A 15,333-nucleotide genomic window follows, 5' to 3' on the forward strand; every position below is an offset into this window, starting at 1 on the left:
AAGGCGAGTGTTGCAAAAAAGAGCGTGCTCTTTTTTATAACCGAGCCAAAGAGTTGGGGCTTTAGCCCCATCCAGTTAAATTAATAAATGTGGCGGGTTTTGCCCGCCATTTTTCTTTTATTTTAAGTTGTACTTTTCCTTGACTGCAATGCGCTCTTCTTCGGAAAGGCTCTTGATATAGCTTTTCCAGCCTGGGCAAAAGTTTATATGGAATCGCCAAATGCGTCCGATCAGCGACTTGGGGTTTTTGTCGTATTGTGCGCGGAGTTTGCAATTTGCACAAGCCATTTTTTGACACCTTTTGTTGATTGTGATTTTTTTTAATATACAATAAAAATGCTCCCGGTGGAAGCCAGGAGCATCTTATTTTTTAATGCTGTTTTGAAGTAAAAATTACTTCATTGCACCGCGTTCGAGCTTGATCGTGAAGTTCGTGATATCGCAAACTTCGCTCGGACCCCAGTACTGGATCGGACCCGGGTAGGTGTAGGATTCAGTCTTAGCCCATTCGTCACGGCGAGCGGCGAAGTACTTGAACGGAGCGCTCATCGGGCCATCGAGTTCAACGAGAGCCTTGCGGATAACCGGCTTGTCGGCACCGTGACGGCGTTCGATGTTCATCATCATGGTGATCGGAAGGCCGCCAGCGACCCAGTTTTCGATACCCTTGGTGACGTTGCGAACAGAGCTCATGTAGCCGTTCATGTTATTGAGAGCGAGAACGGATGCAGCAAAGCCGAGGCTGTAGCAGTAGTCAGCGTCGAAGTTGGACGGAGCTGCGCAACGGCCTTCGTAACCGAAGAAGTGGTTGAGAGCAGAGAACTTGCCCTTGAAGTCACCACGGTTCTTGAGTTCCTTCTTGACCATTTCGATGATGAGCTTTTCTGTTTCGATGAGAGAAACCTGAACGTTGCCATGGCTGTCGCGTTCGAGCATGAGCTGAGCCTGGATGCCAGCCGGGAGGCTCTTGAGGACTTCAGCGGATTCAGCGCTGACCCATGCGCAGAGCTTTTCGACCTTAGCAGCCGTGTCGAGACCTTCGACTTCAGCTTCGTGGTGGGCGAGGGCTTCAGAAAGTTCAGAGATAAGGACGCCAACGTCCGGGATGAATTCGAGGAGGCCTTCCGGAATGAGGGCGACACCGAAGTTCTTGCCCTGAGCTGCACGAGCATAGACAACGTCAGCAACCTGCTTGATCACGTCCTTGAGCTTCATCTGCTTTGCCTTGACTTCTTCAGAGATAAGGCAGATGTTCGGGTGGGTCTGGAGAGCGGCTTCGAGAGCGATATGGGAAGCAGAGCGGCCCATGAGCTTGATGAAGTGCCAGTACTTCTGAGCGGAGTTAGCATCGCGCATGATGTTGCCGATGAGTTCAGAGTAGGTCTTCACAGCGGTGTCGAAACCGAAAGAGGTTTCGATGTATTCGTTCTTCAAGTCACCGTCGATGGTCTTCGGGCAACCGCAAACGCAGGTCTTAACACCCTTGGACTGGAAGTATTCACCGAGAACAGCAGCGTTCGTGTTGGAGTCGTCACCACCGATGATAACGATAGCGTCGAGGTCGAGCTTGTTAGCAACAGCGATGCACTTGTTGAACTGTTCTTCAGTTTCGAGCTTGGTACGGCCAGACTGGATCATGTCGAAGCCACCGGCGTTGCGGTAGGCGTCCATCTTGGCGTCGTCAATTTCAATGTACTTGCCGTTTTCGAGACCGCTCGGACCGCCGAGGAAACCGAAAAGGACGGAATCCTTGGAAACGGACTTGATGCCGTCGTAGATACCAGCGATAACGTTATGTCCACCCGGAGCCTGGCCACCAGAGAGAACCACGCCCATGCGGAGAGCCTTACCAGCCTTGGCTTCGGCAGCTTCGAACTGAACAACCGGAAGACCGTAGGTGTGCGGGAAGAGTTCCTTGATTTTTGCCTGGTCGCTAACGGATTCCGTAGCTGCACCCTTGTTAATCTTCACGCTTAGGGCACCATTCTTGAGGGAGACCGGGAGCTTCGGCTGATAGGCCTGACGGGCCTTGGTCAGTACAGAGAGATTTTCGGACATTGTTTATTCCTTTTTAATTTGCCCCGCATTCGCGGGTTTTGGTTAAAATCCGGCGTAAATATAGTAATTATTCTTTTCAAGAACCAAAAAGTACGTCATGCGGGCGGGGCCCCAGCTCGGAAAAACTTAAACCCATCCTGGCGCAAGCGCCAACCTTACGGCTCGACCATGACCATACAAGTATGGTCGCGGCACTCGCCTTTTAATTTATTTACGAAATGTGATAAAAATCAAATTTTTGTATGATTTTTTTAACTTTTTATTCCAAATTAGAGTAAATTTTACTATATATGCGGCGCGTAAGAAAAAAGTAACGAATGTCATCCGGCAAACATTGCTTGATTCTCAAAAAAGAAGGTGGATGTATGAATGTTTTGATCTGGGGATCCGATACGATTCTGGGTCATGGGCTCCTGTCCATGCTCAAGGACATTAAGGATGGTGTGTTCAACGCTATCGGTAATATCGAAATTGGGGAAATCTTTGCCTGTGACGCAGACTCCGACAAGGATGTTATCGATGAAGCATGTGCCAACGCCGACTTCGTGTTCAATTTGTCCTATGGATTTAAATCCGACAAGCTCATCGAAGGCTTGAACATTCATAACAATACTTGCCCAGTGCTGTTGGGGCATTCCGTTGGCGATAAAAGCCTTTTCCGCGAATATGCCCAAAGCAACAACGTGCCGATTCTCGAATGGGCTCCGAACTACGACATGGAACTCCTTAGTGTCGAAGCTCAGGTTTACGACATGCTTGGCGCACTACAGTGTGCATAAAATTATTCCAACATTAATTCATTCGGAATGGCTCCCTCCATGCAGAGGAGCCTTCTTTTTAATCCGACGCCAAGCGCATAACCGCTCAGTCGACCGCGACTGTCAATCACGCGGTGGCAGGGGATGACGACCTGAATCGGATTGTTGTGCAGAACATTCCCAACGGCGCGGACTGCCTGCGGATGTCCGACAGCTTCGGCAACTTGTTTGTACGTACAAGTTTTACCGTATGGAATTTGGCGTGTGACTTCGAGAACTTTTTTCTGAAAGTCGGTGCCGTAGATTTTTATGGGTATAGAAAACTCGCAGATCTTGCCTGCGAGGTACAAATTAAGTTCGTTCACCGCCTTGCGGTAGGCGCTGCGAACGCGGCTATTTAATTGCGTTTCCATGTCGGGGCTTGCATAGGCGCAAGCCTGCACGTTGCTCGGAGTCGCTTTTATTTCGTCTGAAGTTTCCCGAAATTTTAGGCCACAAAGTTTGGATCCTTCGAAGATAAAGGTCCATTCGCCCCAGACATTCCGGTGGCTTATCTTTGTGAATTTCGGGTCATTAAACTTCATACCATGCGGTGCTTCTCCTAGCGCAATGGATATTCCTTGAATTCCTTGACGCCGAATTCTTCCTTGAGGTAATCCCAGCGCACGAGGCGGTTCTTCCAGTAGTACTTGCGGTACAGGCGGCGAGCCACGCGGCTTGTAATTTCGTACGGAATTGTGTGGTGTTCTTCAGCAACGCTTTCCATCGAAATGCGGAAGTCGAGTTCACCGTTCACGACGTCAACAGTTTCACCAACTTGCACATCCGGGATATGGCTTACGTCGACCATCGTCGCATCCATGCAGACGCGTCCGAGAATCGGGCAAAGCTGTCCGCGAATGAAGACAAAGCCCTTGTTGTATTCGCCGCGGAGGTAACCGTCGCCGTAACCGATTGCGATGGTTGCGATGCGCGTGAGCTGCTGGGCTGCCCAGTAACCGCCGTAGCTAACTGTTTCGCCAGGCTTCACGTCGTGCACGTGGCGGATGGTGGACTTGATTTTCATGACCGGCTTGATCGGCAATGTGGTCGGGACTGCACCCATGCAATTGTAGCCGTAAAGCGTGAGACCGGGACGCACCATGTCGAAATGGCTTTCGGGGTGCGTGAGCGTGCCTGCGGAACTGGAGCAATGGCAGATGGGCGGACGGAGTCCGTCGGCATCGAGCACATCGACGAGTCTTGTAAAGCGTTGGATCTGAATTTCTGTTTTCGGGTTGCCCGGCATGTCGGCAGTAGCGAGATGCGTGAACATGCCTTCGAACTTGAGATGCTTGAGGCTGAGGGCTGCGCGAATGTTGTTGAAGTCTTCGGCATCAAAACCATAGCGGTTCATGCCCGTGTCAATAGCGAGGTGAGCCTTGCATTCGGTGCCTGTTTCACCAAGGAACTGGTCGAAAGCCATTGCGGTGCGGATGTCGGTAATGGCAGCCGTGAGCTGGTATTCGACAAAGTATGCAAAGTCAGACGGTGTGCAAGGACCAAGCACAAGAATCGGCAAGTCCATGCCGTACTGGCGAAGCAGCATGCCTTCGCTGATGTGGGCGACACCGAGGTAATCGGCACCACCGAACTTAGCAGCGAAAGAGCAGGCGAGGCTTCCGTGACCGTAAGAGTCGGCCTTGACAGGGAGCAAAATCTTTGTGGAAGCCGGAATCTGGCTTCTGATAAATTGAATGTTGTTGCAGAGGGCGTCTAGGTTGATTTCAATCCAGTTCGGGCGAGCAATCTTATTTAAATCGGGAGGAGTAGCTAAAAGTTTCATGATAATGGAAATATAGGTAAGTCTTTTAAAAATGGGTTTTTGATTGGTAAAAAAGCGCAAATATAGGGGGTATTTTGTGAATTCTATTCTAATATGGAATAAATTATACTGGTCTAAGTTTTGTAAAAATCTAGGGCTGAGAAAAAATCGATAATCGCGAGCAAGCCCAATAACTACGCGCCAAGCCTTATTTTATCTGAGTTTACAAACTTTCGTATGAAATTTTCTTTACTGTTTTGGAGTGGTTTTTGCGATTTTTTTATTGGTACTTTATGGGTGTGGTAAGGATGTGGGTTGTTTAAGTAAATACCTTACTTTGTAATTAAACTTTTTCTGACATTATATGTAATCGCGTGAAACTTCGCAATAAAGGCTTGTTCGGGTAGCCTTATTCCGAAGTGTTGCCATTCGGCAAATTGATACTCCGCTCACGGGGTAGTTGGTTTGCTGATACCCAAAAAACAAAAACATCCAATTTCCTGAAAAGGGAGGATAAAATCATGAAAACAACAAAGCAAAAACAAGATGCTTTCATCGCATCCTTGATGCCAGATTCCGACAAGAAGATGGTGCGCATTTCTGGTGCATCGCTTATTGTTGCGTTGATGCTTGGCTTCTGGGCATCTACGTATGAAGCGTTGATTGGTGAGGTCATGTTTGAACCAGCACCTGAAAGTCCAACAATCACAACAACAATGAAAATTGACGAACCTTTAAAGGAGGAACCGAAAGTCAAAAAAAATGTAAAGAAAAATGATGAAAAAATCAATCGTAAGCATAAAGGAGGTGCAGCAAAGCCTAAAGGAGAAGGTAACCCGAGGGCTCCTGTCAACCGCGGTGTCCTTAAGGAACTTGCCATACGAACAAGTAAAGCAGGCTTGTCTCCTTACGATTTGATGGGTACGAAGTTTGCTAAAGATATCCATGAAGTTCTCACTCATGTCAATGGCGTAATGAAATCTGGAAAGACAAAAATTGGTGAGCGTCGTGGCAAAAGAGGAGGTAAATTCAATCCTGGAAGCATTGCGGGAGGTTCTGGTGGAATTGGCGACATGCTTGACGGCTTGCTCGGCGGTTCTGCAGGAGCCATCTCGACACAGGCTATGGGTACTATGAAGGAACCGAAGATGAATGAAATCGATATGGGATCTCCGAGTGCATCCCGTTCGGCTTCTGAAATCATGAAGGTCGTTAAGCAGCGTACACCGGGACTTCGCCACATTTACAACAAATACTTGAAGAAGAAACCTGGATTCCAAGGCAAGGTGACAATGAAGTTCACTATTGCGCCGGGAGGCGAAATCATCAGCATCGCTGTGGTGGGTTCTACGACGGGATATGCCGAATTCGATAGCGAAGTCAAGAAGTCTGTGAGTGGATGGAAATTCAGCAAGATCAAATCTGGAAATACGACAGTGACGATTCCGTTTACCTTTACGGAGTAATGGAATGGAAATTGGAGTAGAATAAAGACAAATAGATTTTTAAATTTAAGTCGGCGATTTTTGTCGCCGACTTTCGGTGATTTTAATTTATGGGGTAAAGAATGAAAGATCCTCGCATTACGCAACTTGCAGAAAATTTGATAAACAACGCCATTGCACTCAAGGCGGGCGAAAACATTTTAATCGAAACGACCGATACGCCGGACGAGCTCTCGACTGAGCTCATCAAGGCTGTTGCCAAAGTTGGCGGTAACGCATTTGTCCACAATTACAATAGCCGTGTGCGCCGCGAAGTTATCCGTAGCGCCTCCGAAGAACAGATGAAGCTCTCTGCGGACCTTGCGATGAACGAGATGAAGCAGATGCAGGCTTACCTTTCTATCCGCGCAATGAACAACGCGATGGAAAACTGCGACATCGATGACAAGAAGATGCTTGCCTACAGGACCATCACTCAGGATGTGCTCAACTACCGCGTGAACAACACGCGCTGGTGCGTGCTCCGCTGGCCGAACCCGTCCATGGCACAGGGCGCAAAGATGAGCACAGAAGCATTCGAAGACTTCTACTTCAAGGCATGCCTTGCCGATTACCCGAAGATGCAGCGCGCCGCCCAGGCTTTGGTCGACCTCATGAACAAGACGGACAAGGTGCGTCTCGTGGCGCAGGACACGGACATCACATTCAGTATCAAGGACATTCCGGCGGTGCCGTGCTGCGGCAACATGAACATTCCCGATGGCGAAGTCTATACGGCGCCGGTGCAGGGGAGTATCGAAGGCGTCATCCATTACAACACGCCGACACTTTACGAAGGCAAGCAGTTTAGCAATATCCGCCTCGTCTTCAAGCAAGGCAAAATTGTCGAAGCGACTTGCGAAACGGGCGACAACAAGAGCCTGAACGCCATCTTTGATACGGACGAAGGCGCTCGCTACGTGGGCGAATTCGCGATTGGTTTCAACCCGTTTGTGCTCTCTCCGATGTGCGACATTCTGTTCGACGAAAAGATTGCTGGTTCCATCCACTTTACGCCGGGCATGTGCTACGAAGATGCCCCGAACGGGAACAAGTCAGCCATCCACTGGGACTTGGTCTTGATCATGCGCCCGGAATACGGTGGCGGCGAAATTTGGTTCGACGACAAGCTCATCCGCAAGGATGGTCTTTTTGTGGTCGAAGAGCTCAAGTGCTTGAATCCGGAGAACCTTGTTTAATTATATTTTTCTCACACAATTCAAAAAATCTTATTACAAGGAAAGACTATGAATTTGAAAACGATGTTTGGCATTGGCCTCGTTAGCTTCGGTGTCGCTTTTGCACAGGAAGCTTCTGAATCCGCTACGACCGCTCCGTCCTATAGCGAACAGCAGCTCCAGCAGCAGGAAGAACAGGCTGCTTCTTCTGAAAGCCTCACAGCTCCGGTTCCTTTCGTTGCTCCGGAAATTCCGAAGGAATCCAGAAGAACTCCGTTCAATGCCATCTTGCACGGCAAGTCCTACAACAGAAACCGCAACATGGCCGCAGCAAACAATACGGACCTCTTGCTCGATTTCCCGAACTTGTTTGCAAACCGCAAGTTCTTCTACATTGAACCGACCAACAAGCTTGGCATTGTTTCTCTCGGTTCTTTCTTCACCGCATTTGACATTAGCAAGGCTCCGTATGATGACAGCCAGCTCGGTCGTCTCACTCTCGGTTACGCCGCTCCGGGCTTTGGCTTCTATGTCAGAGCAGGTCTTGGTCGTGACCGCGTCAGCAACGACGGTACTGTAACACAGAACGTTGAAGGTGATGAAGTTGCACCTGGCGTTAAATCGAAGACCTTTGGTGGTGATGACTGGGCAGCAGCTATCGCCAAGAGCTTCTTGGGCATGAACATTGCTGCAAATGTGGACTGGCTCACTACGAAGACTCAGACCCACACTGATCCGGATCTTGGTGCAGAAACCGAAGACCGCTTTGACAGCCTCACGGTCGGCCTCAGCTTGACCAACGCTCCGACTGCCAAGAACTTTACCTGGACTCTCGGTGCACGATTCGTCAGCTTCAATAATGAAACGGAAATCGATGGCGATGTAAAGCAACCGGGCACCCCGATTCCTTCTTACTGGGATCTCGCTCCGTACATCCGTGGCGGTCTCTCCGTTCTTGAAAACGAAAATGCTCGCATTCTTCTCGGTGCCGCAGCAATCTTCTCTTACAGAAACTTTGATGATCCGGTTGACATGTACGCCCTTACCGCCGTTCTCCAGCCGAGCATGATGGGTGAAGTTTTCGTTGGCGAAAGCAAGAACTTAATGTTCTACGGTGAAGTCGGTTATGACTGGGTTGCATTCCGTTATGTGAAGAATAAGAATGCCGATTATTCCAAGATGATGGACAAGATGGATGCCGTCAATGCTTCTATCGGTTTCCGTTACCAGTACAAGGACTTCCTCGCTGTTGAACTTGGTCTCGGCGAAAAGCTCTTCACGGGTCTTGGCAACTACTTCCAGGCTGATGGAACGTTCATCGACTTCAGTGCGATGGTCCGCTTCTAATTGCTAGGATTGTCATTCCCGCCTTGAGTGGGAATCTCCACAAAATAAACAACAGCGCCTCCCGAATGGGAGGCGCTGTTGTATAATGGCGATCCCGGCACTGGGGCCGGGATGACATGCAAAAAAAGAGCCTAGCAAAAGCTAGACTCTTTTTTAAAAGCATTCCCCAGCCTTTGGCTGGAGTGCAATCGCGATTAGAGGCGTTCTGCAATCTGGACAGCGTTGAGTGCAGCACCCTTGCGGATCTGGTCGCCAACAATCCAGATGTTCATGCCGTTATCGCAAGCGAGGTCCTTGCGGATACGGCCAACGTAAACGTCGTCAGTGCCCATGAGGTTGAGCGGCATCGGATAAACGTTGTTTGCCGGATCGTCGCAGAGCTGGAGGCCTTCGCCGTTCTTGATAGCGTTGCGGACTTCTTCAACAGAGAGTGCGCGTTCCGTTTCGAAGCTGATAGCTTCGGAATGGCAGCGGAGAGCAGAAACGCGGACGCAGGTAGCAGCGCAGCGGACGTCGCTGTGCATGATCTTCTGCGTTTCGTTGAACATCTTCATTTCTTCCTTCGTGTAGCCGTTGTCGGTGAACACGTCGATGTGCGGAATGAGGTTGTATGCGAGCTGGTGTGCGAACTTCTTCACGGTGACCGGCTTGCCTTCAACGATTTCCTGGTACTGCTGCTTGAGTTCAGCCATGCCCGTTGCACCGGCACCGCTTGCGCTCTGGTAAGAGGAAACGTGGATAGTCTTGATTTTGCTCAAGTCATTGATCGGCTTGAGAGCGACAACCATCATGATGGTCGTGCAGTTCGGGTTAGCGATGATGCCCTTGTGGAGCTTGATGTCTTCCGGGTTCACTTCCGGGACAACGAGCGGAACGTTCGGGTCCATGCGGAAGAAGCTCGTGTTGTCGACGACGACTGCGCCTGCGTCAACAGCAATCGGAGCGAATTCCTTGGAAACGCTTGCGCCTGCAGAAGAGAGCACGAGGTCAACGTTCTTGAAAGCGTCCTTGCAAGTCAGTTCAACTTTGAGCTTTTCGCCCTTGAATTCATATTCACGGCCGACACTGCGTTCGGAGGCGAGGAGCTTCAAGTTCTGAAGCGGGAAGTTACGTTGTTCAAGAATCTTGAGGAGTTCTTGACCTACTGCGCCAGTGGCGCCCATGATCGCTACGTTACGAATCATAGATTTAACCTTTGTTTTCTTATTGTTGAGGTTGAGTGTTCGTTAAATTTTGAATGATCTTGTTGAATTTTTCAATATGCCTTTTGGCTATCACAATCAAGTCGCGCGCTTGTGTGTATTTCTTCATCGCTTCTTGCGGGTCTTCCAGAAGGCAGTATGAATACAAAGTGTGTGAAGCACTACGGATTGTTTCAGACGCTTGTACCAGTTCTGAATGAGCTTCGCGTGCCGCCATCGGGTGGAAAATTCCAATGGCTTTACGGTTCAGCAATGTCGCCTTGTTGTTGATGGCGAGGGCTTGCTGGCTTCTCTTTTCGCGCTCCATTTCGCTTGCGTTTTGTTCCAGCGGTTCGAAGGAATCTATAGAACGCATGATATCGAACATCTTGTCGATGACCGATTCCGCCTTGTCTGCATAAGTGTCAAGACGATCCATGACTTCAGGAGCGAGTTCAACATCCTCATCAATATCATCGCTAGCAGACTTGTTGCTGTTCTTTGCAGCGACGCTTACCGCTTCCGGTTCCTTGCTTCCGCTGTTCGCATTATCAAAAGACGAAATGTAGTCTTCGTACTTTTTGTTGTGCGTTACCAAGTCAGTCGGCGAATAGGAAGACGTCAGCACCAGGGTCGGACGTTCGTAACATGCCGTACCAATGCAGCCAATGAGCATGCACATGGAGAACAGCAAGAACGAAGCACGAGTGGACCATTCTTCGCTTTGTACGATGCAAAAGATGCTGAACAAGAAAAGCAAAAAGAACGACAGCAGAATACCACCTTCGACATTTTGAAGGATGATGGTATTCTTTACGAAATAGAACAAGCAGTCTATAACGATCGTGAGAGTCGATAGAATGGCTCCGATGACCTTCGTATGACGCCCAGGACTAGTTGCCGTGGCGAATAGCGTTACAAACGATATTCCAAGCGGCAGCCCGTAGATAAGCGTTATTTCTGCAATTCCTTGATTCATTCAGATAGTCTTGATTAGAACGGAAGATCGACGTCGTCTTCTGCCATGCCTGCATCGTATGCCGGAGCGCTATTCTGCTGCATGCCGTTAAAGCTGTTGGGCTGGTAGCTGTTTGCCTGGCTGAAACCACCTGCACCCGGAGCGCCACCCTGGCCGCGCGGAGTGAGGAGCTGGAACGTGTCCATGTTGATTTCTGTGACATAGCGCTTCTGACCGCTTGTCTGGTCGGTCCAGCTGCGGTTGGTGAGGGAACCTTCAACATAGAGGCTCATGCCCTTGCGAATACCAAGCTGTTCAACGATATCTGCGATTTTGCCCCAGCCAATGATGTTATGCCAGTCGGTCTGTTCCTTCTGTTCGCCGTTGTTGTCACGATAGCGACGAGAAGTGGCGAGTGAGAAAGAAACGCGCTTGCGACCGCCGTTGGGATTGACGCGAACTTCCGGATCCTTACCGATATTACCGATGAGCATAACCTTATTCAAATAAGCCATATAATTATCCTATTTTAATTTTTAAAAATTTCGAAATCAAAAATACAAAATCTAGTTTGACATTTTAGTGTCAAAATTCAAAAAAATTGGCGAAATTCCCCTAATTTTAGTGGACTTAACAAAAAACCATGTGGAGTAAACCACATGGCTTTTACGATAAGGAGAATTATAAAGAGAAACTGACACGATTAGAATTCAAAGTTCACGCGATAGCGCTTGTGACCGTTCGGATTCACCCTGGCGCCCTTGGCGTTCACAAGACCGCGACGATCCTTTGCAACTGCCGGAGTCGTACGCATTCCGTGGATGGCGTTTGTGGCGCTCGAGGAGCTCGGCGGAATGATTTCGCTGCTCGAAGAGACCGGGACGCTAGAGGAGGAGCTTGCCGGAACACTGCTCGAAGATACCGGAGTGCTGCTAGAAGATTGCGGAGCCGGTTCGTCATCTTTCGGAACCTGACCGTTGAAGCTTTCCTGACCTTTGCGGGTGAGGGCGAGGATCAACATGCCGTCTCTTGAGTAGATGTTCTTATCGGTGAGGTCGACGCGGTTGCCATCGAATGTCCAGTCACCCTTGCCCCAGCGGGAGCCATCGAACGTGTCGAAATTGTCGGTCCAGTCGAGCGTAAAGTCGCTGCCGCCTTCGCCCTGGCCCGGCGTGTACTTATAAACCTTGACCCAGTTGATGAACTGGAAAAGCGGAAGCTTCGATTCATCGAACTGGCCAACCCAAGCCGCACTCTCAGACGACCAAAGGTTAAAACGGAGTCCCTGTGTACCTGTCAAGTTGGAAACCTGGCCACCTTCCGTCTTGCGGACTTCCTGACCGTCAACAGTCCAGCGGACGTAATTCGGAGTCCATTCGAGACCGTAGGTGTGGAAAGCCTGATCGGCGGCGGGGCTAACGGCATGGTGCTTTTCGCTAGTCTTCTGTGCGCCGGCCTTACCGGTAATGATGTTGGACTGGAAACTGCCCGGATTCTTGCCGAGAACTTCGATATCCACTTCTACCCAGGGCCTTCCATCAGCGATTTCGGAGCCATTCTGGTAGAGGAACATGGAACTGACCGTTCCCGATGCGGCTGCCATCTTCATACGGGCTTCAAACTTACCGTACTGAACTTCTTCTAACGTGTAGAGTTCGGCACCGCTAAAATCCTTTGCGCTAACATTGGTGGTGAGGGCTGCTGCGGCGGCTGCTACGGCGAGAGCGCTCTTGACTGCAGTTTTCTTGATGTTCATATTTTATCTCCATGAAGTTTCTGTACAAAACAGAATCCCATTTAACCGAAGATAAAGATAAGTTAGCGAAATTGAATAACCAATAAAATAGAATGTATTAAAAAATTAACTGTATCGAGTGTGCGAGTGTGCTGTGCTGAAAAAGTGCGGATTTGGGTGAAATTTGCCGTAAATTCATTTTTTAACGGGAAAGTAATTTAATTTTTATACTAATTTGGTAGGAAAAGAGGCGATAATGAATTACTTGATTGTTCCTGGATTGAATAATTCCGGACCGAAACACTGGCAGAGCTTCTGGGAAAAGAGCTTGCCGAATGCAACGCGCGTCATCCAGCGCTGTTGGGACCATCCCGAGAAAGCGGACTGGGTCGAGACTTTGGACAAGTGCATCCAGCAGTTGAATGCGGATACGATTCTTGTGGCGCATAGCTTGGGCGTCTGTACGACGGTCAACTATCTTTTGAAGGCGAAATCGCAAGGTGGCGTTCCGCCGTACATCAAGGGGGCATTCCTCGTTTCGCCAAGTGATGTGGATAACGTAGAACTTATTGGGAACTTTGCGCCGATGCCGCTTGAAAAACTGCCGATTCCGGCGTGTGTCGTGGCAAGTGAAAACGACCCGTTTGTCTCGATGGAACGTTCTGAATTTTTTGCCAACGCTTGGGGCGTAAAGCTGTTTAACGCAGGTGCTCTTGGACATATCAATTCGGATTCCGATCTCGGTGAATGGGAACAGGGGCGTAAATTCCTTGCAGAATTTGAATCAACGGAGGTTCTAAAATGAAGGTCATCTTGTTTAACGGTAGCCGTCGCGAAAATGGCTGCACTTATACGGCTCTGAACATCGTCGCAAACCAGCTCAAGGCTGCAGGGATCGAGACGAAAATCGTGTTTGTCGGTGGGCGAGTGCTCAAGGGCGAGGTGAACGAAGTTGTCCACGAAGCCAAGGAACTCTTGGAAACGGCGGACGGCGTTGTTTACGGTTCTCCGGTTTATTACGCCTCTCCGAGTGGTGAAATGTTGATGTTCCTCGACCGTCTTTACGGTATCGCAGAAGCAAATCTGCTGTTCAAGCCGGCGGCAAACGTGGTTTCTGCACGTCGTGCAGGGACGACCGCAACTCTCGATGTGCTCAACAAGTACCCGACTTATGCGCAACAACCGCTCGTGACTTCGCGCTATTGGAACATGGTTCATGGATCAAATCCGGAAGATGTGCTGAAAGACGAAGAAGGCGTGCAGATTATGAAGGAACTGGGCCGCAATATGGCATGGCTCCTCAAGAGCATTGATGCGGGCAAGCAGGCGGGCGTGACGCAGCCTGACGCCAAGCAGAAAGTCTACACCAATTTCATTCGATAGAAACTTCGCGAGACTCTGCGCTGTTTCGAGATGCCGCCGGGAAGTGCCGCGCGGCACTTTTAATTACGAGAAGTCGCGTGGGAATGCCCGCGCAATTTTCTATATTGCGCCGCAAATGAATACGCTATTGAATTTCGACAGCGAGCATTTGTGGCACCCGTATGCTGCGCTGAAAAATATTCCCGCAAGATTCCTTGCAAAGTCGGCTCACGGAACGACGATTGAAACCGCCGACGGATTGAAACTGATTGATGCCGTATCGAGCTGGTGGTGCATGGCTCACGGGCATAACGCTCCTGAAATTGTTGAAGCGATTCGCAAGCAAAGCGAAAAGATGTGCCACGTGATGTTCGGCGGTTTTACGCACGAGCCTGCAATTGAACTTGGCGAAAAGTTGGTGAACTTTTTGCCCGAAGGCTTGAACAAGATTTTCTTTGCTGATTCGGGAAGCATCGCCGTGGAATGCGCCGCCAAGATGGCGGTGCAGTACCAGCATTCGCTGGGTCGCCCGGAGCGCTGTAAGTTGGTTGCCTTGAAGGGCGGCTACCACGGCGATACAGCAGGGGCAATGGCTTTGAGCGATCCTGACGGCATGCATGTGCTTTTCCGCGGAATCATGCCGCACCATTACTTTGCGGAACGTCCGAATTGCCGTTTTGATAGCGATTGGGACGATAGCGATTTTGCATCGATGGAACGCGTTGTCGAAGAGCATAAAGATGAAATTGCGGCAGTCATTTGCGAGCCTGTTTTCCAGGGCGGAAACGGCATGTGGCTTTACAATGCGGGTTACCTCAGGCGTCTCCGCGAGCTTTGTGACCGCTATGGCATCTTGCTTATTTTGGATGAAATTGCGTCTGGATTTTATCGCACGGGCCCGCGATTTGCAATGATGCATACCGCTACACAGGATTGCGCCAACTTTATAAAGCCGGACATTATGTGCATCGGCAAGGCGCTTACGGGCGGTAGCATTACGATGGCCGCTTGTGTCGCATCCGAGAAGGTCGCTGACACGATTACGAATAGCAAGATTCCGGCATTTATGCATGGCCCGACATACATGGCAAACCCGCTCGCGTGCGCGGCTGGGATTGCTTCGCTTTCGCTGTTTGAAAGTCGCGATTATGCATCAAGCGTGGCGCGTATTGAAAAGCGCTTAAAGGCGAATTTGGAACCGCTCCGTTCGCTTGAAAATGCGGCGGACGTGCGTGTGCTCGGTGCAATTGGCGTTTTGGAACTCAAGGCAAAGCCAAGTGCAGAAGATATTTTGAAAGTCATCAAAGAAACTGGCGTGTGGTTACGTCCGTTCTGCAATTACGTCTATACGATGCCGCCGTTCATCACGAGCGATGCTGAAGTGGACCGCATTTGCGAAGCAATTAAGATAATTGGAAAATGCGAACCCGCACCGATTGTAGATGGCGAAGACGGATTCCACGAGTAA

The 15,333-nt window shown here is 49.7% G+C and carries 15 protein-coding genes; 7 read left to right on the plus strand and 8 right to left on the minus strand.

The features are described from left to right. Positions 1-117 precede the first annotated feature (117 nt). Positions 118-288 (minus strand): hypothetical protein, encoded by a 171-nt coding sequence (locus BUC30_RS16085; RefSeq protein WP_170861513.1) that lies wholly within the window; start codon positions 286-288, stop codon positions 118-120. Positions 289-393: 105 nt separating this feature from the next. Further along, complete coding sequence (locus tag BUC30_RS06935) at positions 394-2,058, minus strand: diphosphate--fructose-6-phosphate 1-phosphotransferase (protein WP_073424168.1); 1,665 nt, start codon at positions 2,056-2,058, stop codon at positions 394-396. Between the two features lie 365 nt (positions 2,059-2,423). On the opposite strand from BUC30_RS06935, the gene BUC30_RS06940 reads away from it, so the two are divergent. Next, a complete protein-coding gene (locus tag BUC30_RS06940; RefSeq protein ID WP_073424691.1) occupies positions 2,424-2,837 on the plus strand; it encodes a Rossmann-fold NAD(P)-binding domain-containing protein in 414 nt (137 codons plus the stop codon). A gap of 2 nt (positions 2,838-2,839) precedes the next feature. Here the strand turns inward: BUC30_RS06940 and BUC30_RS06945 are convergent, their stop codons facing one another. Both BUC30_RS06945 and alr read right to left on the minus strand, forming a co-directional pair. Further along, on the minus strand, positions 2,840-3,400 hold the full coding sequence (locus BUC30_RS06945) for a methylated-DNA--[protein]-cysteine S-methyltransferase (protein WP_073424169.1): 561 nt from the start codon (positions 3,398-3,400) through the stop codon (positions 2,840-2,842). A 17-nt stretch (positions 3,401-3,417) separates the two neighbouring features. Next, on the minus strand, positions 3,418-4,641 hold the full coding sequence (alr, locus tag BUC30_RS06950; RefSeq protein WP_073424170.1) for an alanine racemase: 1,224 nt from the start codon (positions 4,639-4,641) through the stop codon (positions 3,418-3,420). 500 nt (positions 4,642-5,141) lie between these two features. Between alr and BUC30_RS06955 the strand changes: the two genes are divergently transcribed. From BUC30_RS06955 to BUC30_RS06965, 3 genes are all read left to right on the plus strand, one after another. Beyond that, complete coding sequence (locus BUC30_RS06955) at positions 5,142-6,086, plus strand: AgmX/PglI C-terminal domain-containing protein (RefSeq protein ID WP_073424171.1); 945 nt, start codon at positions 5,142-5,144, stop codon at positions 6,084-6,086. Between the two features lie 101 nt (positions 6,087-6,187). Then, positions 6,188-7,303 (plus strand): aminopeptidase, encoded by a 1,116-nt coding sequence (locus BUC30_RS06960; protein ID WP_073424172.1) that lies wholly within the window; start codon positions 6,188-6,190, stop codon positions 7,301-7,303. Positions 7,304-7,351: 48 nt separating this feature from the next. Then, the gene (locus BUC30_RS06965) at positions 7,352-8,629 is read left to right on the plus strand and encodes a hypothetical protein (RefSeq protein ID WP_073424173.1); all 1,278 of its coding nucleotides are present in this window, start codon (positions 7,352-7,354) and stop codon (positions 8,627-8,629) included. 194 nt (positions 8,630-8,823) lie between these two features. Here BUC30_RS06965 and BUC30_RS06970 read toward each other — a convergent pair whose 3' ends face one another. From BUC30_RS06970 to BUC30_RS06985, 4 genes are all read right to left on the minus strand, one after another. Continuing rightward, positions 8,824-9,813: an aspartate-semialdehyde dehydrogenase gene (locus BUC30_RS06970; protein WP_073424174.1), complete on the minus strand. Its 990-nt coding sequence runs from the start codon at positions 9,811-9,813 to the stop codon at positions 8,824-8,826. A gap of 19 nt (positions 9,814-9,832) precedes the next feature. Next, on the minus strand, positions 9,833-10,789 hold the full coding sequence (locus BUC30_RS06975) for a hypothetical protein (protein WP_073424175.1): 957 nt from the start codon (positions 10,787-10,789) through the stop codon (positions 9,833-9,835). A 14-nt stretch (positions 10,790-10,803) separates the two neighbouring features. Further along, the gene (gene ssb, locus BUC30_RS06980) at positions 10,804-11,283 is read right to left on the minus strand and encodes a single-stranded DNA-binding protein (RefSeq protein ID WP_014545067.1); all 480 of its coding nucleotides are present in this window, start codon (positions 11,281-11,283) and stop codon (positions 10,804-10,806) included. A gap of 188 nt (positions 11,284-11,471) precedes the next feature. Then, complete coding sequence (locus BUC30_RS06985) at positions 11,472-12,524, minus strand: glycoside hydrolase family 16 protein (RefSeq protein ID WP_073424176.1); 1,053 nt, start codon at positions 12,522-12,524, stop codon at positions 11,472-11,474. 235 nt (positions 12,525-12,759) lie between these two features. Between BUC30_RS06985 and BUC30_RS06990 the strand changes: the two genes are divergently transcribed. The 3 genes from BUC30_RS06990 to bioA all read left to right on the plus strand — a co-directional run bounded on the left by BUC30_RS06990 (position 12,760) and on the right by bioA (position 15,333). Continuing rightward, positions 12,760-13,308 carry an RBBP9/YdeN family alpha/beta hydrolase gene (locus BUC30_RS06990; protein WP_073424177.1) on the plus strand — a complete coding sequence of 183 codons (549 nt, stop codon included), beginning with the start codon at positions 12,760-12,762 and terminating at the stop codon, positions 13,306-13,308. Continuing rightward, complete coding sequence (locus BUC30_RS06995) at positions 13,305-13,886, plus strand: flavodoxin family protein (RefSeq protein ID WP_014545064.1); 582 nt, start codon at positions 13,305-13,307, stop codon at positions 13,884-13,886. Before BUC30_RS06990 ends, BUC30_RS06995 begins: the two co-directional genes overlap by 4 nt. Positions 13,887-14,001: 115 nt before the next feature. Further along, entirely contained in the window at positions 14,002-15,333 is a 1,332-nt protein-coding gene (gene bioA, locus BUC30_RS07000) for an adenosylmethionine--8-amino-7-oxononanoate transaminase (protein ID WP_073424692.1), read from the plus strand.

The organism is Fibrobacter sp. UWB7, from assembly GCF_900142945.1.
Taxonomy (GTDB): Bacteria; Fibrobacterota; Fibrobacteria; order Fibrobacterales; family Fibrobacteraceae; genus Fibrobacter.

Bases quoted from the DNA above. Each gene is read 5' to 3' on its own strand.
- BUC30_RS16085 (WP_170861513.1), bottom strand. From the start codon at position 288: ATGGCTTGTGCAAATTGCAAACTCCGCGCACAATACGACAAAAACCCC.
- BUC30_RS06935 (WP_073424168.1), bottom strand. From the start codon at position 2,058: ATGTCCGAAAATCTCTCTGTACTGACCAAGGCCCGTCAGGCCTATCAG.
- BUC30_RS06940 (WP_073424691.1), top strand. From the start codon at position 2,424: ATGAATGTTTTGATCTGGGGATCCGATACGATTCTGGGTCATGGGCTC.
- BUC30_RS06945 (WP_073424169.1), bottom strand. From the start codon at position 3,400: ATGAAGTTTAATGACCCGAAATTCACAAAGATAAGCCACCGGAATGTC.
- alr (WP_073424170.1), bottom strand. From the start codon at position 4,641: ATGAAACTTTTAGCTACTCCTCCCGATTTAAATAAGATTGCTCGCCCG.
- BUC30_RS06955 (WP_073424171.1), top strand. From the start codon at position 5,142: ATGAAAACAACAAAGCAAAAACAAGATGCTTTCATCGCATCCTTGATG.
- BUC30_RS06960 (WP_073424172.1), top strand. From the start codon at position 6,188: ATGAAAGATCCTCGCATTACGCAACTTGCAGAAAATTTGATAAACAAC.
- BUC30_RS06965 (WP_073424173.1), top strand. From the start codon at position 7,352: ATGAATTTGAAAACGATGTTTGGCATTGGCCTCGTTAGCTTCGGTGTC.
- BUC30_RS06970 (WP_073424174.1), bottom strand. From the start codon at position 9,813: ATGATTCGTAACGTAGCGATCATGGGCGCCACTGGCGCAGTAGGTCAA.
- BUC30_RS06975 (WP_073424175.1), bottom strand. From the start codon at position 10,789: ATGAATCAAGGAATTGCAGAAATAACGCTTATCTACGGGCTGCCGCTT.
- ssb (WP_014545067.1), bottom strand. From the start codon at position 11,283: ATGGCTTATTTGAATAAGGTTATGCTCATCGGTAATATCGGTAAGGAT.
- BUC30_RS06985 (WP_073424176.1), bottom strand. From the start codon at position 12,524: ATGAACATCAAGAAAACTGCAGTCAAGAGCGCTCTCGCCGTAGCAGCC.
- BUC30_RS06990 (WP_073424177.1), top strand. From the start codon at position 12,760: ATGAATTACTTGATTGTTCCTGGATTGAATAATTCCGGACCGAAACAC.
- BUC30_RS06995 (WP_014545064.1), top strand. From the start codon at position 13,305: ATGAAGGTCATCTTGTTTAACGGTAGCCGTCGCGAAAATGGCTGCACT.
- bioA (WP_073424692.1), top strand. From the start codon at position 14,002: ATGAATACGCTATTGAATTTCGACAGCGAGCATTTGTGGCACCCGTAT.